The sequence below is a fragment of the Paracoccus salsus genome, from assembly GCF_021556615.1.
Classification (GTDB): Bacteria; Pseudomonadota; Alphaproteobacteria; order Rhodobacterales; family Rhodobacteraceae; genus Paracoccus; species Paracoccus salsus.
Genome location: NZ_JAKGGD010000001.1, coordinates 82358 through 104398, shown reverse-complemented (window position 1 = coordinate 104398; position 22041 = coordinate 82358). Strand labels below are relative to the sequence as shown.

Sequence of the window (22041 nt, the reverse complement as noted above, 5' to 3'; positions counted from 1 at the left end):
GGGTGCGGACGGGGTCAAGAACCCGTCCACCGGCCGCAACCGACACAACATCCGCGGAAGCAGCATCCGCAACAGCGCGGACCGTCGGCCGCGCGCCTTGGCGCCCGCTTCACGAGAAAGCGTAGCCGGATTGGCCACCGGCATATTCCCCGGGCTCGAATTATTGCGTATCGCAGGGCCATGGACATCGCTCTGCTCACCACCATCGTCGCGTTGCTGTTCCTGCTGATCGGCATGGCCGAGCCGTTGGCGGCACGGCTGTCGCTGCCCTACAGCGTGATTCTGGCGTTGCTGGGCATCATGATCGGGGCCGGGGCGACCTTCTTCCTGCGCACCGATCTGACCGACGCACTGAATCCGGTGGCCGAATCGATCCTTGCCCTGCCGATCCGGTCCAACGTGTTCCTCTACGTGTTCCTGCCGACCCTGATCTTTCAGGCCACGCTGGGGATGAATGTCCGGCGGATGGCCGATGACTGGGTGCCGATCCTGGTCCTTGCCGTGGTCGCCGTGATCGTGGCCACGCTGACCATCGGCTATGCGCTGGCCTGGGTCAGCGGGCTGCCGCTGGTGGTCTGCCTGCTGATCGGGTCGATTGTCTCGACCACGGATCCCTCGGCGGTGGTGGGCATCTTCCGGTCCCTGTCCGCGCCGCGGCGCCTCGCCCGGATCATCGAGGGCGAGAGCCTGTTGAACGACGCCGCGGCGATCGCGCTGTTCGGGCTGTTCATGGGATTTGTGATGCTGGGCGTCCCCGATCCCAGCTTCGGCGAAGCGATCGGCGGGTTCCCCTGGCTGCTGGCCGGTGGCGGGCTTGGGGGCTGGCTGACCGCGCGGGCGGCGCTGCTGCTGATGCAGTGGTTTGCACGCTACGAGCTGGCGCAGGTCTCGGTGTCGGTCGCGGTGCCCTATCTGGCCTATATCGGGACCGAACAGCTGCTGGGCGCCTCGGGGGTGATCGGCGTGGTGGGCGCCGGCCTGACGCTGAACCTGATGGGGCCGGCTCGGCTGTCACCGGCGTTCTGGGCCAATCTGCGCGAGGTCTGGGACCTGCTGGCGCACTGGGCGGGAGCGCTGATCTTCATCCTTGCGGCACTGCTGATCCCGCGGCTGCTGGGCGAGGTGCGGCCGGGGGATCTTGCGCTGATCCTGGTGTTGATCCTGGCGGCGACATTCGCGCGCGCGGTCGTCCTGTTCGCCCTGATGCCGGTCCTGTCGCTGCTGAAGCTGTCCCCGGCCGTCGAGAACCCCTATCGCGTCGCGATCCTGTGGGGAGGGCTGCGTGGCGCGGTGACACTGGCGCTGGCGCTGGCGGTGACCGAAAGCCTGAGTGTCCCGGCCGAAACCAAGCGGCTTGTCGGCATCCTGGCGACAGGTTTCACGCTGTTCACGCTGATCGTGCAGGGCACCACGCTGCGCTGGCTGATCGGCCGGCTGGGGCTGGACAAGCTGTCGCCGCTGGACGAGGCGCTGTCCAACCAGGTCGTCGCGGTCGCCTTGCAGACGGTCCGCGAGGAGGTCGCCAACAACGCCGAAAGCTACGAGTTGACGCGCGACACTGTCAGGTCCGAGGCAAAGCGTTTCGCGGAACGGCTGGACCAGGCGGTCGAACGGGCCGAGGCCGAGGACAATACCCAGATTCTCGACCGTGACCGGATCACGCTGGGGCTGATCGCGCTGGCCGGGCACGAGCGCGAGACCATCCTCCAGCGTTTTCGCGAGCGGGCGATCAGCGCGCGCCTGTCCGAAACCATGCTGACCGACGCCGATCGGCTGATCGAGGCCGCGCGCACGGGCGGGCGCACCCCTTATCAGCGCATGGCGCGGCGCGGCTTGCGCTATGGCCCGGCGTTCCGGCTGGCGTCCTTCCTGCGCAACCGGCTCAGAATCGCGGGCCCGCTGGCGCGCATGACCGCGGACCGGTTCGAGGTTCTGCTGGCCAAGAGACTCATCTTGCGCGACCTGCATGGCTTTCTGGACAGCAGGATCCGGCGAATTCACGGGCGCCGCGTCGGCGACCTGCTGCACGAATTGCTGACCCGGCGGCAGGAGGCGGTTGAATCCGCATTGCAGGGGTTGCGGCTGCAATATCCCGGCTATGCCGAAAAGCTGGAGCGCCGCTTCATCCGCCGCACGGCATTGCGGCTGGAGGAACGCGAATACAATGCCATGCGCGAGGACGGGTTGATTGGGGCGGAACTGTACACGTCGCTGATGGCCGACATCAGGCGCCGGCGGCACGAGGCCGAGGGTCGTCCGCGTCTCGATCTTGCCCTCCGCAAGGAAGAACTGGTCCGCCAGTTTCCGCTGTTTGCGGATCTCGAGGCGGTCGAACTTCGCCGGCTGGCACGCGCGTTGCGGACCCGCTATGTCAACGCGGGCCGCGTGATCGTCCGCAAGGACAGCCAGTCGCGCCGGGTGTTCTTCGTGGCCTCGGGCGCGGTCGAGCAGGAGGTCGCCGGCCAGACGACGCGGCTTGGACGGGGCGAGATGTTCGGCCAGATCGGAGTCCTGACCAGGAAGCCGCGCCGGGTCGAGGTGACGGCGATCACACCGACCAGCCTGCTGGTGCTGGACGAGTCCGATTTCCGCAGGGCGCTGAAACGCTCGGGCGTGCTGCGCCAGGCGGTGCGCGACAGCGTCTCGGCAAGGGCGATCGCCGAAGAGGTCTCGCGGCTGCCGGAACTGGCGGTCGACTGACCGCTTGGCGCGAGAGCCGGGCGAGGCTAGAACTGCGATCCCGACACCCGAGAGGACCGCATGGACGCAGCCGCCCGCATCGCCCGCATCATCGCGACCGAAATCAGCGCCAGCCCCGCGCAGGTCACCGCCACGACCGCGCTGCTGGATGGCGGCGCGACGGTTCCCTTCGTGGCTCGATATCGCAAGGAGGCGACGGGCGGGCTTGACGACACGCAATTGCGGACATTGGCCGACCGGCTGACCTATCTGCGCGAGATGGAGGCCCGCCGAGCCGCCATCCTGGGCTCGATCCGCGATCAGGACAAGCTGACCGACGATCTGGCGCGCGCCATTGACGCGGCCGAAACCAAGGCGGCGCTTGAGGATATCTACCTGCCGTTCAAGCCCAAGCGCCGCACCAAGGCCATGATCGCGCGCGAGCGCGGGCTGGAGCCGCTGCTGCGCGCGATCCAGGACGATCGCGCCGCCGATCCCGCGACGCTGGCGCAGGCCTATCTGACCGAGGCCGTTCCCGACGTGAAGACCGCGCTGGATGGCGCCCGCGACATCCTGGTCGAGCAGCTTTCCGAGAAGGCCGGGCTGCTGGGCGCGTTGCGCGACTTCATGCGCGCCGAGGCTTTCATCGCGGCAAGGGTGATCGCGGGCCGGCACGAGGCCGGCGCAAAGTTCAGCGACTATTTCGACCATCGCGAGAAATGGGCAAGCATCCCTTCGCATCGGGCGCTGGCGATCCTGCGGGCCGCCAGGGAAGAGGTCGTGACCATCGACATCTCGCCCGATCCCGAAACCGGCGCCGCGCGAGCCGAGGGCATCGTGGTTCAGGCGATCGGTCGGCTGGGCGATCAGCCCGGCGATCGGTGGCTGCGGCAGGTGGCGGGCTGGACATGGCGGGTGCGGCTGTCGAACACGATGTATGTCGACCTGCTGTCCGAGCTGCGCAAACGCGCCCATGACGAGGCGATCCGCGTTTTCGCGCGCAACCTCAGGGATCTGTTGCTGGCCGCCCCGGCGGGGGCGAAGACGACGATCGGTCTGGACCCCGGCATCCGCACAGGCGTCAAGGTTGCGGTGATCGACGCGACGGGCAAGTTGGTCGATACCGCGACCATCTATCCGTTTCAGCCCAAGAACGATCTGCGCGGGTCCGAGGCCACACTGAAGGCGCTGATCGCGAAACATGGCGCCGGCCTGATCGCCATCGGCAACGGCACCGCCAGCCGGGAAACCGAACGGCTGGTGGCCGACATGCTGAAGCGGCTGCCCAAGGGCGCAAGGACGCCCACAAGGGTCGTCGTGTCCGAAGCCGGGGCGTCGGTCTATTCCGCATCGGAACTGGCCGCCCGGGAGTTTCCCGACCTTGACGTGTCGCTGCGCGGCGCGGTGTCGATCGCCCGGCGCCTTCAGGATCCGCTGGCCGAACTGGTGAAGGTCCCGCCCGAATCGATCGGCGTGGGCCAGTACCAGCACGATGTGGACCAGCGCCAGCTTGCCAGAACGCTTGAAGCGGTGGTCGAGGATGCGGTCAACGCGGTCGGCGTTGATCTGAACACCGCCTCGGCGCCGCTGCTGTCCCATGTTGCGGGGCTGGGGCCTTCGCTGGCGCAGAGCATCGTCACCCACCGGGACGCCGAAGGCGCGTTCCGGTCGCGCGCCGCGCTGAAGAAGGTGACCGGCCTTGGTCCGCGCGCTTTCCTGCAATGTGCGGGCTTCCTGCGGATCCGTGACGGCGACGAACCGCTGGACGCCACATCCGTCCACCCCGAGGCCTACAAGGTCGCGCGCCGGATCGTGCAGGCTTGCGGTCGCGATCTCAGGGCGATCATGGGCGACGGGACCGCGCTGAGGGGGATCCGGGCCGAGCAGTTCGTGGGTGACGATTTCGGCCTTCCGACGATCCGCGATATCCTGTCCGAACTGGAAAAACCCGGCCGTGATCCGCGCCCGGGTTTCGTGACGGCCGCCTTCGCGGACGGAATAGAGGACATCCGGGATCTCAAGCCCGGCATGTCGCTGGAAGGTACCGTGACGAATGTGGCGGCCTTCGGCGCCTTCGTCGATATCGGCGTGCATCAGGACGGCCTGGTGCATATCAGCCAGTTGGCCGACCGTTTCGTGAAAGACCCGACCGAGGTCGTGAAGGTCGGCGATGTCGTCAAGGTTCGGGTGACCGAGGTGGACATCCCGCGCAAGCGTATCGGGCTTTCGATGCGCAAGGATGGCGGGGGGCAGACCGACCATCCCGCACGCGCCGGAGCGGGCGCCGGAGCGGGCGGAAAGGTCGGGCCAAAGGGCGCGAAATCTGCATCGCCGGTCCGGAACGGTGGCCAGAACGGCGGCCAGAATGGTGGCCGGACCGGCGCCGGGGACCCCGGGCAGGGGGCGTTCGGCGCCGCCCTGTTGGATGCGATGCGCAAGCGGTGAAGGCGATATGAACAGGACCGAGGGACCCGGCAGGCGCGACGCCGCCGGCATCTGGATGGACGACCCGGCGCATCGCGCCTTCCTGATCCGCGACGCCCACCGCGCGCTGGACTTCTTCGATGCCAGCCCGCGCGCCCGTGGCGGTTTCCATACGCTGGATGCGGCCGGAAATCCGCTGCCTTCCGGGGTTCAGGAACTGCACACGACGACGCGCCTGGTCCATTCCTATGCGCTGGCGCGAATGGCGGGCCGGCCCGACGGCGCCGGCATCATCGATCAGGGGATGGATTATCTGTGGCGCCGTCACCGGGACCCACGGCATGGCGGCTATGTCTGGTCTCTGGATGGCGCTGCGGTCGCCGACGGCACCAAGCTGGCCTATGGCCATGTCTTCGTGATGCTTGCGGCCGCCACCGCAAGGCAGGCCGGGCATCCCGATGCCGATCGCCTGCTGACAGACATCGCCGGAGTGCTGGACCAGTATTACTGGGATGAGGCGCGCGGGCTTTTGCGGGACGAGTTCACGCGCGACTGGCAGCCATTCTCGACCTATCGGGGCATGAATGCCAACATGCACGGTGTCGAGGCGCTGCTCGCCGCGCACGAGGCCACCGGCGAGGCCGAATACCTGTCGCGCGCGGGGCGAATCCTCGCGTTCTTCATCGCCGGCCAGGCCTCTGCGCATGGCTGGCGAATTCCTGAACACTACACCGGCGACTGGCGCCCGGATCACGCCTATGCGGGAAATCCGATGTTCCGGCCTGCCGGGACCACGCCCGGCCATTCCTTCGAGATGGCGCGGCTGTTGCTGCAATGGTGGGATCTTGCCGGCCGGCCCGGGGGGGGCGCGCCGGTGCAGGCCCGGCAGTTGGTCGAAACCGCTCTGTCCGATGCCTGGAGTGCCGGCGATGGCGGTCTGGCCTATACGCTGAATCCCGATGGCGGCATCGACAACGCTGCGCGCTACTGGTGGCCGGTGACCGAGGCCATCGGCGCCCTCGCCGCGCTGATCAAGCTGTCGCGGCAGGCCGGGGACGAGACATGGTATCGGCGCCTCTGGGTCCATGCCGACAGGCACCTGATCGACCATCAGGCGGGCGGTTGGTTCCCGGAGGCGAGGCGGGGCAGGCAGCCGGGGTCCAGCCAGTTCTCGGGCAAGCCCGACATCTATCATGCGCTGCAGGCCGATCTCCTTGCGCTTGCGCCGGGTCTGTCGCGCATGGCTGCGGCGCTGGTGGTGGGGGCGCCCCTGGCGCCGGCGAAGCCGTGACGCTGACGGTCGTGCGGCGCGGCGGGCGACGCCCGTCGCAGCCCTGCCGCCCCTTCGATGGGGGCGGCAGGGCTTCGTCCCTGACGGGTGAGCAGGTCACGGGCCAGTTGCCGGTTGCATGGCCCGCCTTCCTCTGCGATCAGCCGATCTGTTCTCGCACAAGCAGGGGTCAGTCATGCGGATGAGCATCGATGTCGAACTGGACTATGGGCTGGCCGAGCCTGGCCCCGTGCTTCTGGTGCTCGAGGCGGCCGGCGCCAGCGGGCAGGAACTGCACCGGACCTCGATCGATTTCGGCCAGGTCGATCGGTTCGCCCGCGTTCCCGCTGAGGAGGGCATCGGCGAGCGGATCATCCTGCGCTCCGCGAATCGCGTGTCCTGCCGGTATTCCGCCGAGGTTACCGTAACCCGCCGCTGTCCCGATCTCGCGCGGCTGTCGGCCGACCAGATCGACGATATGCCGGGCGACGCGCTGCGCTATCTGCTGCCTTCGCGCTATTGCCAGGCGGAACGCTTCACGCCCTACGTCCAGCGCCATTTCGCGCAACTGGAAGGCGGGGCCAAGGTCGCCGCGATCCGCGACTGGGTCGAGGACCGGCTGGACTATGTCTGGGGGGTCAGTACCCCCGCCACCACCGCCGCCGACACGTTCCTGGAACGCCAGGGGGTCTGCCGCGACTATGCGCATCTCATGATCGCGCTGTGCCGCGCCGCCCAGATTCCGGCGCGGATCGCCAGCGCCTATGCCCCGTCGGTCCAGCCGCCCGATTTCCACGCCGTGGTCGAGGTCTATCTGCAGGGCGGCTGGTGGCTTGTCGATCCGACCGGCATGGCCCAGGCCGATACCATGGCGCTGATCGCGGTCGGGCGCGACGCGACCGACGTGGCTTTCATGACCACCATGAGCGGTGCCGAGCTTCGGATCCAGACGGTGCGCGTCCGTTCGATCTCTGTCTGACGCGAAAGCCGATCGCGGCCCACACTCTGCGCCGTAACCCTGCCGGGCGCGGTCAGTTTGACCGAATCGGCCGGAAAGGCCAGGGCACCACGGCCGGCCATCATCGACAACGCCGGGCGCAGGACGCGCGCGTTGCCGAGATCCGGCATGTGCGGATGCGCGCCTCGGACAAGGGCAGGCGGTCCATGTTGACGCGTTCCGCGATCCGGCGCAGGCTTTGCTTGACGGGTGAAGCGGCGATGCCTTAAAAGGCATTAAATGAACGACCGTTCAATAAACCGGGAGGGGGTTTGTCGATGTTCACGCAGGGCATGCAGTTCGAACTGGGCGAGGATGTGAACGCCCTTCGCGACATGGTGCATCGTTGGGCGCAAGAGCGGCTCAAGCCGCTGGCGGCGGCGGTGGATCGCGACAACGAATTTCCCAATGAATTGTGGTCCGAGATGGGCGAGCTGGGCCTGCTGGGCATTACCGTCCCCGAGGAGTTCGGCGGCGCCGGCATGGGCTATCTGGCCCATGTCGTCGCGATCGAGGAACTGGCCCGCGCCTCGGCCAGCGTCAGCCTGTCCTATGGTGCGCACTCGAATCTGTGCGTGAACCAGATCAAGCTGAACGGCACCGACGCACAGCGCGCGAAATACCTGCCGGACCTGTGCAGCGGCAAGGCGGTCGGGGCCCTTGCCATGTCCGAGGAAGGGGCCGGCAGCGATGTCGTCTCGATGAAGCTTCGGGCCGAGAAGAAGAACGACCGTTTCGTTCTGAACGGCAACAAGTACTGGATCACCAACGCTCCGGATGCGCACACGCTGGTGGTCTACGCCAAGACCGACCCCGAAGCGGGCAGCAAGGGCATCACCGCGTTCATCGTCGAGCGCGGCATGGCCGGCTTCTCGACGTCGCCGCATTTCGACAAGCTGGGGATGCGCGGCTCGAACACGGGCGAGCTGATCTTCGAGAATTGCGAGATCCCGTTCGAGAATGTGCTGGGCGAGGAAGGCCGGGGCGTCCGCGTGCTGATGTCGGGCCTGGATTATGAGCGCCTCGTGCTTTCGGGCATCGGCACCGGCATCATGGCCGCCTGCCTGGACGAGGTGCTGCCCTATCTTCGCGACCGCAAGCAGTTCGGCAAGCCGATCGGGTCGTTCCAGTTGATGCAGGGCAAGATCGCCGACATGTATGTCGCGCTGAACACCGCACGGGCCTATGTCTACGAGGTGGCGCGGGCCTGCGACACCGGCAAGGTCACGCGGCAGGATGCGGCGGGCGCGGTGCTTTACGCCAGCGAACAGGCGATGGTGCAGGCGCACCAGGCCGTGCAGGCGCTTGGCGGCGCGGGCTTCCTGAACGACAGCACCGTCAGCCGGCTGTTCCGTGACGCCAAGCTGATGGAGATCGGCGCCGGCACCAGCGAGATTCGCCGCATGCTGATCGGCCGAGAGTTGATGGAACTGGTCTGATGCGGACCGTCGCGGGGGGCGATTGATGCGCATGTTGGAGGGTCAGGATCACGCGGCGCTGCGCGACAGCTTTCGCTGGTCCTATCCGCACGACCTGAACATGGCGCGCCAGGCTCTTGCGCATGAGGGATCGGACGTCGTTCTGATCGAACATGACGGCCAGCCGCGCCCCGTGACCTGTGCGGAACTGACGGCGATGACGGACCGTCTGGCCCACACGCTGGACGCCGCCGAGGGCGAGCGCGTGGCCGTGCTGCGGACGCAATCGGCCTGGACGGCGGCGGCGCATCTGGCGGTCTGGAAATCGGCTGCGATATCGGTTCCGCTGTTCAAGCTGTTCGGCCCCGAGGCGCTGGAGCTGCGCCTGCGCGATGCCGGCGTGAAGACCGTGATCGCCGACCCCGAGGGGCGCGAGATGCTAAGCGCGTTCCCGGATCTGCGGATCATCGTCCCCGAGGACGGTCTGGACGACGCCGGTGCGTTCGCGATCCGGGCGACAGGGCCGGAAACGCCGGCGGTGATCATCTACACCTCGGGCACGACCGGCGCGCCCAAGGGGGCGCTGCATGGCCACCGCGTCCTGACCGGCCATCTGCCGGGCGTCGAGATGAGCCACGATCTGCTGGGCCAGCCGGGCGACTGCCTGTGGACCCCCGCCGACTGGGCCTGGATCGGCGGGCTTTTCGATGTGCTGATGCCCGGGCTGGCACTTGGCGTGCCGGTCGTCGCCGCGCGGATGCCGAAATTCGATCCCGATTCCGTGGCGCAGCTGATCGCGGATTGCGGTATCCGGAATATCTTCTTCCCGCCCACCGCGCTGAAGATGCTCAAGGCGGCGGATGTGACGATCCCCGGCCTGCGCAGCGTCGCCTCGGGCGGCGAGACGCTGGGGGCCGAGATGCTGGACTGGGGCCGCAGCGCCTTTGGCCTGACGATCAACGAGTTCTATGGCCAGACCGAATGCAACATGGTGGCCAGTTCGTCCTCGGCGATGTTCCCGCCGCGCCCCGGCGCGATCGGCAAGCCGGTGCCGGGCTTCGATCTGCGCGTGATCGACGGGGACGGCCAGCCCTGCGACGGCGAGGGCGACATCGCCATCCGGCGCGGCGCCGGCAGCATGATGCTGGAATACTGGAATCGCGCGGACGACACGGCCCGGAAATTCCGCGGCGACTGGCTGGTGACCGGCGACCGCGGCGTGGTCGAGGATGGGTATCTTCGCTTCGTCGGGCGGGACGACGACGTCATCACGTCGGCCGGCTACCGGATCGGCCCGTCCGAGATCGAGGATTGCCTGCTCAGGCATCCTGCCGTCGCGCAGGTGGGCGTGATCGGCAAGCCGGACCCGCTGCGGACCGAACGGGTCAAGGCTTATGTCGTGCTGCGCGCGGGCCATGTCGCCAGCGACGATCTGGCCGCCGAATTGCAGGATCACGCCCGACGCCTGTCGGCGGCCCATTCCTACCCGCGCGAGATCGCGTTTCTGGACAGTCTGCCGATGACGGTCACAGGCAAGGTGATGCGGCGCGAGCTGCGCAAGCTGGCGGAGGGCGAATGACACACACGTCGCGCGTGACGGCGATGTTTCTGATCATGCTGGTGGCCCCGGTGATGGCTGCCGCGCAAGAGGCGCCGCTGGACAGCGGCGCTGTCAGCGCCTGTTTCGACGCCACCCCGCGCGGCCAGACCGATCCCGCCTGTATCGGGCAGCCCGCCGATGCCTGCCAGATGAGCCACGAACAGCCCCAGACGACCTTGGCGATCAGCCAGTGTCTGATGGCCGAAGCCGCCGCATGGGACAGGCTGCTGAACCGGGAATACATGGCGCGGCGGGCGGATCATGCTGATGCGCCCGAACTGGCCGAGCTGCTGTTGCAGGCACAGCGCGGCTGGATCGCAATGCGCGATGCCGATTGCAGCCTCGCGTATGATCAATTTGGCGGCGGCTCGATGCGGCTGATCTCGGGCGCGGATTGCCGGCTGCGTCACACCGCATGGCGCAGCCTTCAGCTTCGCGACATGCGGTGGGGAGAGTAGGACCGATGCCGATACACGTCCTCTGCGGAATGGAATGGCGCACCCCTTGCGGGATGCGCCACGACGGTTCCCCCGAACGCCGTTTCCTTTCGCGACGTCATGACATCGGATGCGCCGTGGTCGCGGATAGCGCCCTGGCTGGCGATCCCGGGTGCCGGCGACCGGCCACCGGGCGGTGGGGACCCCACCATCGCCGCGATCGCCATCCTGACGCCCGCCGCGCGCCAAGGCCTCGTCACCTCGCCGTTTCCCGCATGTTCGCGACGGCCCGGCTACGCCCGACGGGGTCCGAAAAACATGATCCAGATCAAATGACTGGCCGGAACTCTCCGGCTGTGACAACACGCCGCGCGGCGCCGAACCAAGGGACCCGCCCATGAGACTGAAAAGCCTGGCCCTGACCAATTCCGACGCTTTCCGCGCCAACCGCGAGGCGCATCTGGCCTTGCTGGCAACCGCGCGCGAGGCCGCCGAGGCTGCCGCGGCAGGGGGCGGCGCCAAGGCGATGCAGCGCCATGTCGAACGCGGCAAGATGCCCCCGCGCGAACGCGTCGCGAACCTTCTGGACCCCGGATCGCCCTTCCTGGAAATCGCGGCGACGGCGGCGCATGGCATGTATGACGGCTCCGCCCCCGGTGCCGGTGTGATCGCCGGGGTTGGCCGCGTTCACGGTCAGGACGTGATGGTGATCGCCAACGATGCCACCGTGAAGGGCGGCACCTATTATCCGATGACGGTCAAGAAACATCTGCGCGCCCAGGAGATCGCCGAGGAATGCCATCTGCCTTGCGTCTATCTGGTCGATAGCGGCGGTGCGAACCTGCCCAACCAGGACGAGGTCTTCCCGGACCGCGACCATTTCGGACGCATCTTCTTCAATCAGGCCCGGATGAGCGCGAAGGGCATCCCCCAGATCGCCGTGGTGATGGGGTCCTGCACGGCCGGCGGAGCCTATGTGCCGGCGATGTCCGACGTCACGATCATCGTGCGCGACCAGGGCACGATCTTCCTGGCCGGTCCGCCGCTGGTCAAGGCCGCGACCGGCGAGGTCGTGACGGCCGAGGATCTTGGCGGCGGCGACGTGCATACGAGGCTGTCCGGCGTGGCCGATTATCTGGCCGAGGATGACGGTCACGCCCTGGCGCAGGCGCGCCGCGCGATCGGCAATCTGAATCGCCGGCGTCCCGACACGGTCGCCTGGCAGCCAGCCGAGCCGCCGGCCTATGACCCCGATGAGATCCTGGGCGTCGTCCCCGCAGACCTGCGCACCCCCTACGACATCCGCGAGGTCATCGCCCGCGTTGTCGACGGCAGCCGCTTCGACGAGTTCAAGTCGCGCTTCGGCGAGACGCTTGTCACCGGCTTCGCGCATGTCGAAGGCTGCCCCGTCGGCATCGTCGCCAACAACGGCGTGCTGTTCTCCGAGGCCGCCCAGAAGGGCGCGCATTTCATCGAACTGTGCAGCCAGCGCGGCGTGCCGCTGGTTTTCCTGCAGAACATCACCGGCTTCATGGTCGGTCGCCGATACGAGAACGAGGGCATAGCCCGGCACGGCGCCAAGATGGTCACGGCGGTCGCCACGACCAGCGTGCCCAAGATCACCATGCTGGTTGGCGGCAGCTTCGGCGCCGGCAATTACGGCATGGCCGGTCGCGCCTACAGCCCGCGCTTCCTGTGGACCTGGCCGAACAGCCGGATCAGCGTGATGGGCGGCGAACAGGCGGCGGGCGTTCTGGCGACCGTCAGGCGTGACGGGATCGAGAGGGCGGGCGGGTCATGGTCGCCCGAGGAAGAGGCCGAATTCAAGCAGCCGACGATCGAGATGTTCGACCGCCAGTCGCATCCCCTCTACGCCTCGGCACGGCTCTGGGACGATGGCATCATTGATCCGCGCAAGTCTCGCGACGTTCTGGCCCTGTCGCTGCGCGCCGCACTGAACGCACCGATCCAGCCGACGCGCTTCGGCGTGTTCAGGATGTAGGACGCGACATGATGGACGATTCCGCCTGGGACGGATGGACAGGGAAGGCTCGGCGCGACCCGGGCCCGTGGGCGCGGGGCCGAGCCGCAGGGCTGCGTGCCGGTCACGACCCGCATGGTCGGGACAGGCCCGTGTCGGCGCTTGCCCTGACGTCTGGCGATCGATGCCGCGCAGCCTTGGGGCACCCGGGTCGGGACGCTCTTTCTCATCAGCCGATGCCTTTGCCCTGGCCGAAATATCCCGCGGCGCTCCGGGGGCGCGAAGCCCCCGAAGCGTTCCGCCAAAAGCAGGAGCCGCCATGTTCCACAAGATACTGATCGCCAATCGCGGCGAGATCGCCTGCCGCGTCATCGACAGCTGCCGCCGGATGGGCGTGGCGACGGTCGCCGTGTTCTCGGACGCGGACCGGGCCGCCCGCCATGTCGCCATGGCCGACGAGGCGGTTCATCTGGGTGGACCGGCGCCGGCCGAAAGCTATCTCAGGGGTGACGCGATCATCGCGGCCGCCACGGCAACCGGGGCGCAGGCGATCCATCCAGGCTACGGGTTCCTGTCCGAGAACCCCGATTTCGTGCAGGCGGTCGAAGCCGCAGGGCTGGTGTTCATCGGTCCTTCGGCCAGGGCGATCCGCGCCATGGGCCTCAAGGACGCCGCCAAGGCGCTGATGGAAGAGGCCGGCGTGCCGGTCGTGCCGGGCTATCACGGCGCCAATCAGGACGCGTCCTACCTGGCCGATAAAGCCGCAGAGATCGGCTATCCGGTTCTGATCAAGGCGGTGGCCGGCGGCGGCGGCAAGGGCATGCGCCGGGTGGACGAACCGGGCACGTTTGCCGATGCGCTGGACTCGGCGCAGTCCGAGGCCAGGACGGCGTTCGGCAATCCCGATGTGCTGATCGAGAAATACATCCTGCAACCGCGCCATATCGAGGTCCAGGTCTTCGGTGACGGCCATCGCGCCGTGCATCTGTTCGAGCGCGACTGTTCGCTGCAGCGACGCCATCAGAAGGTGATCGAGGAAGCGCCGGCACCGGGCATGACCGCCGAGATCCGCAAGGTGATGGGGGCGGCAGCCACGCGCGCCGCAGAGGCGATCGGCTACAAGGGCGCCGGCACGATCGAATTCATCGTCGACGGCAGCGACGGGCTGCGGGCGGACGGCTTCTGGTTCATGGAGATGAACACCCGTCTTCAGGTCGAACACCCGGTCACCGAGGCCATCACAGGCATCGACCTGGTCGAGTGGCAATTGCGCGTCGCCAGCGGCGAGCCGCTGCCGGCCAGGCAGGAGGAGTTGCGCATAACGGGTCACGCCTTCGAGGCGCGGCTTTACGCCGAGGATGTGCCGGCAGGCTTTCTGCCCGCGACCGGTCGGCTGGCGCATCTGCGCTTCCCCGAGGGGGCCCGGATCGAGACCGGCGTCCGGCAGGGCGACGCGATCAGCCCCTGGTATGACCCGATGATCGCCAAGGTCGTGACGCATGGCCCGACCCGGGCCGTCGCGCTGCGCGCACTGGAATCGGCTCTGGTCGACACCGAGGTGGCGGGATCGGTCACCAATCTCGATTTCCTGATCGCGTTGACCCGTCACGAGGGGTTCCGCAAGGGCGAGGTCGATACCGGGCTGATCGCTCGCGACCTCGAGGCGTTGCTGGCGGCATCCGGTCCGGACCCGCGCGCCCGCGCCCTGGCGGTGATCGGGTTGGCGGGGCTGGCAGACCCTTCGGTCCGCGGCGGCGCGACCTTGTGGCAACCGCTGCGCCGGACCATCGCCTGGGACGGCGGCGAGGCGCTGCTGGAAGTGCTTGGCCCGGGTGCCGCGCGGGTCACGCTGGAGGGTCAGGCGCACGAGGTGCGCTGGCAGGGCGATCGCTGGTGGGTCGATGACACGCTGCGCCGCAACCGGATCGTCACCCATGATGCCGGGGTCAGTGTCTTTGGCGGGCGGACCGTGCAACTGGTCCCTCTTGACCCGCTGGCGCGGGAGGCGGAATCGGGCGGCGCGGCCTTGACGCTGTCGCCGATGCCCGGGCTGGTCAAATCGGTCCATGTGAAGGCCGGGCAGCCGGTCAGGGCCGGCGACCGTCTTGCCGTGCTGGAGGCGATGAAGATGGAACACAGCCTGACCGCCAACCGCGATGGCGTCGTGGCCGAGGTGCTTGCAGCCGCCGGCGATCAGGTCGAGGCCGGCGCGCCGCTGATCCGGCTTGAGGAGGAGGAGGCGGAATGATCCGCCTGCACCATGTGCCCGGTTCCCGGTCGCTGCGCGTGCTTTGGCTTCTCGAGGAGCTGGGCCTGGCATGCGACCTGCGCGTCTGGTCGCTGACCGACGGTTCGCTGCGCAGCCCCGAGTTTCGTGCCCTGTCGCCGGCCGGGCGCGTGCCGGCACTCGAGATCGACGGGCAGGCGATCTTCGAGTCCGGCGCGATCGTGCAGTATCTGACAGAGCGCGAGGGGCGACTGGCGCCGGGACAGGGGACGTCCGAGCGCGCGGCGTTCCTGGAGTGGGTCAGCTTTGCCGAGACCCAGGCCAACATCCTGCAGGCGCTGAACATCCAGCATATCTTCCTGCGCCCGGAAAGCGCCCGCTCGCCCGCGCTGATGCGGCTGGACACGAGGCGGCTGGCCGTTACCGCGCGGGCGCTGGAGGAACGGCTGGCCGAGCGGCCAAGTCTGCTGGATTCGGGTTTTTCGGCTGCGGACTGCATGCTGGGGTTCAACATCGACGCGCTGTTTCGCTTTCTGCCTGCCGACCCGTATCCGGCGCTGTCGGCCTATCGCCAGCGGATGACGGCGCGACCGGCCTATCGACGGGCGCTTGCGCGGGCCGGCGAAGACAGCATCTATGCGCGCGATTTCTATGAGGTTCCCGATGCCTGATGCGGTCGAGATATTCGAGATGGGCCCGCGCGACGGGCTGCAGAACGAACGCCGCCTGATCCCCGCGCGCGAAAAGATCGCGCTTGTCGACCTGTTGTCCCAGGCCGGGTTCAGGCGCATCGAGGTGACCAGCTTCGTCAGCCCGAAATGGGTGCCGCAGATGGCCGACGCCGCCGAGGTGATGGCCGGGATCGCCCGCGTGCCGGGCGTCCGCTACGCGGCGCTGACCCCCAACATCAAGGGCTACGAGGCGGCCCGGGCGGCGCGGGCCGACGAGGTCGCGATCTTCGCAAGCGCCTCGGAAGGTTTCAGCAAGGCCAACCTCAACGCGACCATCGACGAAACTCTCGCGCGGTTTCTGCCGGTGGTGGCGGCGGCGCGGGCCGATGGCATCCCGGTGCGCGGCTATGTCAGCGTGGTGACCGACTGCCCCTTCGACGGCCCGACGCCGCCGGCGAATGTCGCCCGCGTCGTGGCGGCGCTTCGCGACATGGGCTGCTACGAGATCAGTCTGGGCGACACGATCGGCCAGGGCCGGCCCGAGACGATCGATGCGATGCTGTCGGCGGTCCTGGACGAGGTGCCGGCGACGCGGCTGGCCGGCCATTATCACGACACCGCGGGACGGGCGCTGGACAATATCGATGCCAGCCTGTCGCGTGGCCTGCGCGTTTTCGACGCGGCGGTCGGCGGCCTGGGCGGGTGCCCTTATGCGCCCGGTGCCAAGGGGAATGTCGCGACCGAAAAGGTCGCTGCATATCTGTCCCGCCGCGGCCACGAGGTCGGGCTGGACCAGACGATCATCGACAGGGCGGCCGGAATGGCGCGCGCCATGCGGGAGGAAGCAGATGGCTGAGACGATCCGGATCAAGACCGACGCACGCGGCGTGGCCATGCTGTGGCTGGCCCGGCCCGACAAGCACAACGCCCTGTCGCAGAAGATGATGGAGGAACTGACCGAGGCGGCAGGCAGGCTTGGCGCCGATTCCGGCGTCCGCGTCGTCGTGCTGGCGGGCGAGGGGGCCAGTTTCTGCGCCGGTGGCGATCTGGGCTGGATGAAGGCACAGATGGGGGTCGACGCCGAAACCCGTCGCGCGGGTGCGCGCCTGCTGGCCGGCATGCTTTCGGCCCTGAACACCTTGCCCAAGCCGCTGATCGCGCGGGTCCACGGCAATGCCTTCGGCGGCGGCGTCGGCATGATGTCGGTCTGCGACATCGCGATCGCGTCGCGCGAAGCGAAATTCGGCCTGACCGAGGTCAGGCTGGGCCTGATTCCCGCCACGATCGGCCCCTATGTCCTGGCCCGGATGGGCGAGGACAAGGCAAGACGGGTCTTCTTCTCGGCCCGCATCTTCGGCGCGGAGGAGGCGGTGACGCTGAATCTTGCCGCGCGCGCGGTGCCGCCCGCAGACCTCGACCGGGCTGTCGAAGACGAGGTTGCACCGTTCCTGCTGGCCGCGCCCGGTGCGATCGCCGCAGCCAAGGCGCAATGCCGCGCGCTTGGTCCACGCATCGATCAGGCGACGATCGAGGACAGCATCGACCGGCTGGTGGCCGCATGGGAGGGGTCCGAGGCACCCGAGGGCATCGCGGCATTCTTTGACAAGCGCAAGCCCGCCTGGCAGGGCTGAGGTCCCGAGCCCGCGCCGCCACGGTGAAACCGGACGGGGTCGATCCGACCTCCCTCGGCGGCGCAACCTCGCCGGGCGCGCGAGAGCCGGGTTCCAGCCTCGCGCGGCGCGGGTCGTGCCGCGTGGTGCGAGCAGCGGCAAGACGGCCGCGACCATCGGCAGAAGGACCCGCCGTCGGACATGGTTGATCGAGAAAACGCAGCCGGTCGGCGTAAATCATTCGCCATGCCCATGCGCGTTTCTGACAGAGATCAAGGCGGGACAGACGGACGTCTTGCACCAAGTGGTCTGGCGGTTGCATGAGGACGCGCCGCCTGTTGGCCCGGGGGATCGAGGAAATGCTCCAGATGACGCCTGATCCTCAGGGCATGGCGGGGGCGCAGGAAAGGGCTGGCGTGATGACATCCGGAGAACGTTCTGACATACCGCTTGATCTGGGTCTGGCCAGCAGTTCCGAATCCCCCCGGCGACGCCGGTTCCGCATGCGCTGGCTGCTGGTCCTGCTGATCCCCGCCCTGCTGTTCTCGGGTGCCGTGATCGGCCTGTATTTCCAGCCGCCCGGCTTGCGACTTTTCTACGCCATCACGGGTCTGCAGCCCGGCGGCGGATCGACGGCGCCGATCGCGCTGCCGCCCGAAATCGAACTGCCGCCCAGAATGGCCGAGACCATGCTGCCCACCGATGTGGTCGGGCTTGCCCGCATCCTGCCGCGTGGCGACATCTCGATCGTGGCGGCGCCGTTCGGCGCGGGCGATGCACGGGTGGCGGATGTTCTGGTCTCGGTCGGTGAGCGGGTCGAGAAGGGCGCGCCTCTGGCCTGGCTCGACAACCGCAGCGCGCTGGAAAGCGTGGTGCTGATGGCCGAGGCGAACCTCGCCATCCGCGAGGCCGGCCTGATGCAGACCCGCGCCAGTGTCGCGGCCAGCCGTGACGAGGCGCAGGCCGCGCTGGACGAGGCGCAGGCCAATGCCGCCGAGGCGGCCGCCAGCCTGGCCCGGACCGAAGAGCTGTTCCAGCGCGGGGTCGCAACCCAGGCCACGCTGGATGCCGTGCGCACGGCCTCGGCGGGCGCGGAACTGGCCGTCACCCGGGCCGAGGCGACGCTGACGCGGTTCTCGGCCGTGGCGCTGGACGAGCAGCCCGATGTGGTCGTGGCCGCACGCAACGTGGACGCGGCCCGGACCGAACTGGCCCGCGCGAGGCTTGACCTTGAACGGGCGGCGGTGGTGGCTCCGATCACCGGCACGATCCTCGATATCCACGCGACACCGGGCGGCCGCCCACCCGCGCAGGGGATCATGGAGATGGGTGACACCAGCCAGATGATGGCCGAGGTCGAGGTCTGGCAGGACCGGATCAGCGCCGTCAGGCTGGATCAGCCCGTGGAACTGGTTTCTGCCGCCCTGGGTCAGACCCTGATCGGCACGGTCGACAGCATCGGTTTGACCGTGGGCCGGCAGGGCATGATTTCCGACGACGCGGCCGAGAACAAGGATGCCCGGGTGATACGGGTGATGGTGGCGCTGGATCAGCCTTCGTCTGAGCTGGCGGGGCGTTTCACCAATCTCGAGGTCATCGCCCGGATCGACACGTCGGCCAGTGCGCGGGCGAACCGATGAGTTGGCTGCTGCGCCACCTGTTCGGACGCCTGCCGATCGGCTGGCTGCAACTGACGCATAATCGCAGCCGCTTTGCCGCAGCCCTGGCCGGGGTTGCCTTTGCGAATGTGCTGGTCTTCGTGCAGCTCGGGATCATGAACTCGATGGCGGCGGCGACCCTGCGACCCTACGAATTCTTCCAGGCGGATGTGATGATCTCGGCCGGCGACGCCAACGCCCTGAACGAGGGCGGCAATGTCGCGCGCCAGTGGCTGTTGCAGGCGATGGCCGATCCTGACGTGACCGACGGCATGGGACTGTTCGTGGCCAATGTGCCCTGGGACCGGGTGGAAAAGGACATCAGCCTGACGACCTTCGGGATCGATCCGGCAAAGCCCGGCTTCCTGGCGCCTGCGATCGCTGACGATGCCAGGCTGCTCAGCGTGCAGCATGCCACGATCCTCGATCGGCTGGCGCGCGGCCTGGCCAGGGACGAGGCTGCCGCGATCCGCCCGCAAACGCCGCTTGGCTTCGAGGCGCAGGGTCGCAGGCTGACGGCCTATGCCACATTCGCGGGCGGCGGTGGCTTCGGCGGGGATGGCTACATGCTGGTGTCGGACCAGACCTTCCTGTCGTTGTTCCCCGCCCGAAGTTCCGGCGCGCCGGATCATATTCTGCTTGCAGTGCGGCCCGGCGCCGACATCGAACAGGTGATCGGGCGACTCACGACGCTGATCTCGGATCAGAGCCTGCGCATCCGCAGCTATGCCGACGCCGCGCAAGAGGATCTTCGTTATCAGCAGACCCGCCGGCCGACCGGAATCATCTTCGGCTTCGGCGTGCTGATCGGGGTGCTGGTCGGGCTGATCATCGTCTATCAGGTCCTGTCCACCGACGTGGCCGACCATCTGCGTGAATACGCCACCTTCAAGGCCATGGGCTATGGTCAGGGCTTCTTTCTGGGCATCGTGCTGGAAGAGGCGCTGGTGCTGGGCGTCATGGGTTTCGTGCCTGGCCTGATCGTCGGCACGGGGATCCTGACGCTGATGGGCGCGATCACCACCCTGCCGCTGGCCATGACCCCGTTCATGGCGATCAGCGTGTTGCTTGGCACGCTCGTGTTCTCGGCCCTGTCCGGGGCCATCGCGACCCGCCGCCTGGCTGCCGCCGATCCGGCCGACCTGTTCTGAGGATGATGATGGAGGATGAGAACATCATCGAGGTCGAGGGGCTGAACCACTGCTTCGGCAGCGGCGAGGCCGGAAAGCAGGTCCTCTTCGACATCAGCCTGACCTTGCGGCGCGGCAGCTTCACGGTGCTGATGGGTCCGTCCGGGTCGGGAAAGACCACGGTGCTGACGCTGATCGGGTGCCTGCGCGGGGTTCAGGACGGCTCGGTCCGGCTGCTGGGGCACGAGTTGAACGGCGCGGCCGAGGCCCGGCTTGTGGCGCTGCGACGCAGGCTGGGCTTCATCTTTCAGGCCCACAACCTGCATGAAAGCCTGACCGCGTTGCAGAATGTCATCATGGGTCTGCAGGTCCATCCCGGCATCGCCGACACGGTCGCGCAACAGGCCGCCGCCCATGCGCTTGGGCTTGTCGGGCTGGCGGATCGGACCCACTATCTGCCGGCGAACCTGTCGGGCGGGCAGAAGCAGCGCGTCGCTGTCGTCCGCGCGCTGGTGGGCAATCCGGCGCTGGTGCTGGCGGACGAGCCGACCGCCGCGCTTGACAAGGACAGCGCCGCCGAGGTCGTCGATCTGCTCAAGCGCATGGGGCGCGCGCGCGGGATGACAACGCTCCTCGTGACCCATGACAGTCGCATTCTCGACCGGGCGGACCGCATTCTGACCCTGGAGGACGGGCGGATCGTCGGGAGCGAAGAGCGCGGGTGAAGGCCGCTTGCGCCCGAACCTCGCCTGACGCGGCCTGTTCTGGCGGGTGCAGGGCTTTCGCATTCCGTGCCGGTTGCGTCCCGCCGCAGCGAACGCCATGATGACGCGAAAGCTTCGGCAGCCTGTCGCCGCAAGGCGCGGAGCATCGCATCAGCCAGCATTCGGAGCCGACATGCGGATCGCCGTCTTCAGCACGAAACCCTATGACGCCACCTATCTGGGCAGGGCTGCCGCTGGCGAACATGACATCGTCTTCTTCGAGGCACGCCTTTCGCCTGAATCGGCATGGCTTGCCGATGGCTGCCAGGCGGTCTGTGCCTTCGTCAATGACGATCTGGGCGCACAGGTCATCTTCGTGCTGGCCGATCTGGGCGTGACGCTGATCGCGCTGCGCTCGGCCGGCTTCAACCATGTCGATCTTGCCGCCGCCGAAAAAGCCGGAATCCGCGTCGCGCGGGTGCCAGCCTATTCGCCGCACGCCGTTGCGGAGCACACGGTGGCGATGCTGCTGACGCTGAACCGCAAGACCCATCGCGCCTACAACCGGGTGCGCGAAGGCAATTTCGCACTGGACGGGCTTTTGGGCTTTGACCTGCATGGCAAGGCCGTGGGCATTGTTGGCACCGGCCAGATAGGCGAGGTCGTGGCCCGCATCCTGAACGGTTTCGGCTGCACGCTGATCGCCCATGACCCGGTCGAGAACCCGGCCTGCGTCGCGCTTGGTGCGCGGTATGTGGGTCTGGACCAGCTGTTCGCCGCCAGCGACGTGATCACGCTGCAATGCCCGCTGACGCCCGCGACCCACCATATGATCGACGCGGCGGCGATCGAACGGATGAAACCCGGGGTGATGCTGATCAACACCAGCCGCGGGGCGGTGGTTGATACACGGGCACTGATCCAGGGGCTGAAAAGCGGTGCGGTGGGCAGCGTCGCGCTGGATGTCTATGAGGAGGAGGCGGATCTCTTCTTCCAGGATCTGTCCGGCAGCTTCATCCCCGATGACCTGTTTGCGCGCCTGCTGACATTCCCGAATGTCCTGATCACCGGCCATCAGGGGTTCTTCACCCATGAGGCGCTGACCGCGATCGCCGAGACGACGATCGCCAATGTCTCGGCGTTTGCGCGAGACGGCGCCCCGCTGCACCCCGTGGGCCCGCCACGAAGCGGCTGACCACGATGTCGGGGCTGCTTGCCGCCGCGCCGCGCCTGCG

Annotated in this window: 16 protein-coding genes; all 16 read left to right on the top strand. The window is 68.0% G+C overall.

The genetic code is table 11. The features are described 5' to 3' along the window. Nucleotides 1-180: 180 nt before the first annotated feature. The 16 genes from L1965_RS00500 (at nucleotide 181) to L1965_RS00425 (ending at nucleotide 22001) form a co-directional block, all read left to right on the top strand. Nucleotides 181-2700 (top strand): cation:proton antiporter, encoded by a 2520-nt coding sequence (locus L1965_RS00500; RefSeq protein ID WP_235754452.1) that lies wholly within the window; start codon nucleotides 181-183, stop codon nucleotides 2698-2700. Between the two features lie 60 nt (nucleotides 2701-2760). Further along, the gene (locus L1965_RS00495) at nucleotides 2761-5124 is read left to right on the top strand and encodes a Tex family protein (protein ID WP_235754451.1); all 2364 of its coding nucleotides are present in this window, start codon (nucleotides 2761-2763) and stop codon (nucleotides 5122-5124) included. A 7-nt stretch (nucleotides 5125-5131) separates the two neighbouring features. Further along, complete coding sequence (locus L1965_RS00490; protein ID WP_235754450.1) at nucleotides 5132-6394, top strand: AGE family epimerase/isomerase; 1263 nt, start codon at nucleotides 5132-5134, stop codon at nucleotides 6392-6394. Between the two features lie 175 nt (nucleotides 6395-6569). Beyond that, a complete protein-coding gene (locus tag L1965_RS00485) occupies nucleotides 6570-7352 on the top strand; it encodes a transglutaminase-like domain-containing protein (RefSeq protein WP_235754449.1) in 783 nt (260 codons plus the stop codon). A 296-nt stretch (nucleotides 7353-7648) separates the two neighbouring features. Beyond that, nucleotides 7649-8809 (top strand): isovaleryl-CoA dehydrogenase, encoded by a 1161-nt coding sequence (locus L1965_RS00480; protein ID WP_235754448.1) that lies wholly within the window; start codon nucleotides 7649-7651, stop codon nucleotides 8807-8809. A 31-nt stretch (nucleotides 8810-8840) separates the two neighbouring features. Beyond that, complete coding sequence (locus L1965_RS00475) at nucleotides 8841-10367, top strand: AMP-binding protein (RefSeq protein WP_439332039.1); 1527 nt, start codon at nucleotides 8841-8843, stop codon at nucleotides 10365-10367. After that, complete coding sequence (locus tag L1965_RS00470; protein ID WP_235754446.1) at nucleotides 10364-10846, top strand: lysozyme inhibitor LprI family protein; 483 nt, start codon at nucleotides 10364-10366, stop codon at nucleotides 10844-10846. The genes L1965_RS00475 and L1965_RS00470 overlap by 4 nt, the downstream gene beginning before the upstream one ends. Nucleotides 10847-11222: 376 nt before the next feature. After that, nucleotides 11223-12827 carry a carboxyl transferase domain-containing protein gene (locus L1965_RS00465; protein WP_235754445.1) on the top strand — a complete coding sequence of 535 codons (1605 nt, stop codon included), beginning with the start codon at nucleotides 11223-11225 and terminating at the stop codon, nucleotides 12825-12827. Between the two features lie 298 nt (nucleotides 12828-13125). Next, entirely contained in the window at nucleotides 13126-15054 is a 1929-nt protein-coding gene (locus L1965_RS00460) for an acetyl-CoA carboxylase biotin carboxylase subunit (protein WP_235754444.1), read from the top strand. After that, the gene (locus L1965_RS00455; protein WP_235754443.1) at nucleotides 15051-15704 is read left to right on the top strand and encodes a glutathione S-transferase family protein; all 654 of its coding nucleotides are present in this window, start codon (nucleotides 15051-15053) and stop codon (nucleotides 15702-15704) included. Before L1965_RS00460 ends, L1965_RS00455 begins: the two co-directional genes overlap by 4 nt. Next, nucleotides 15697-16560: a hydroxymethylglutaryl-CoA lyase gene (locus L1965_RS00450; protein WP_235754442.1), complete on the top strand. Its 864-nt coding sequence runs from the start codon at nucleotides 15697-15699 to the stop codon at nucleotides 16558-16560. The genes L1965_RS00455 and L1965_RS00450 overlap by 8 nt, the downstream gene beginning before the upstream one ends. Beyond that, a complete protein-coding gene (locus tag L1965_RS00445) occupies nucleotides 16553-17335 on the top strand; it encodes a crotonase/enoyl-CoA hydratase family protein (protein ID WP_235754441.1) in 783 nt (260 codons plus the stop codon). Before L1965_RS00450 ends, L1965_RS00445 begins: the two co-directional genes overlap by 8 nt. Nucleotides 17336-17682: 347 nt before the next feature. Further along, entirely contained in the window at nucleotides 17683-18954 is a 1272-nt protein-coding gene (locus tag L1965_RS00440) for an HlyD family efflux transporter periplasmic adaptor subunit (RefSeq protein WP_235754440.1), read from the top strand. Continuing rightward, nucleotides 18951-20123 (top strand): FtsX-like permease family protein, encoded by a 1173-nt coding sequence (locus tag L1965_RS00435; RefSeq protein WP_235754439.1) that lies wholly within the window; start codon nucleotides 18951-18953, stop codon nucleotides 20121-20123. The genes L1965_RS00440 and L1965_RS00435 overlap by 4 nt, the downstream gene beginning before the upstream one ends. A gap of 2 nt (nucleotides 20124-20125) precedes the next feature. After that, on the top strand, nucleotides 20126-20827 hold the full coding sequence (locus L1965_RS00430) for an ATP-binding cassette domain-containing protein (RefSeq protein ID WP_235754438.1): 702 nt from the start codon (nucleotides 20126-20128) through the stop codon (nucleotides 20825-20827). Nucleotides 20828-20999: 172 nt separating this feature from the next. Then, complete coding sequence (locus L1965_RS00425) at nucleotides 21000-22001, top strand: 2-hydroxyacid dehydrogenase (protein WP_235754437.1); 1002 nt, start codon at nucleotides 21000-21002, stop codon at nucleotides 21999-22001. The last annotated feature ends 40 nt before the right edge of the window (nucleotides 22002-22041 follow it).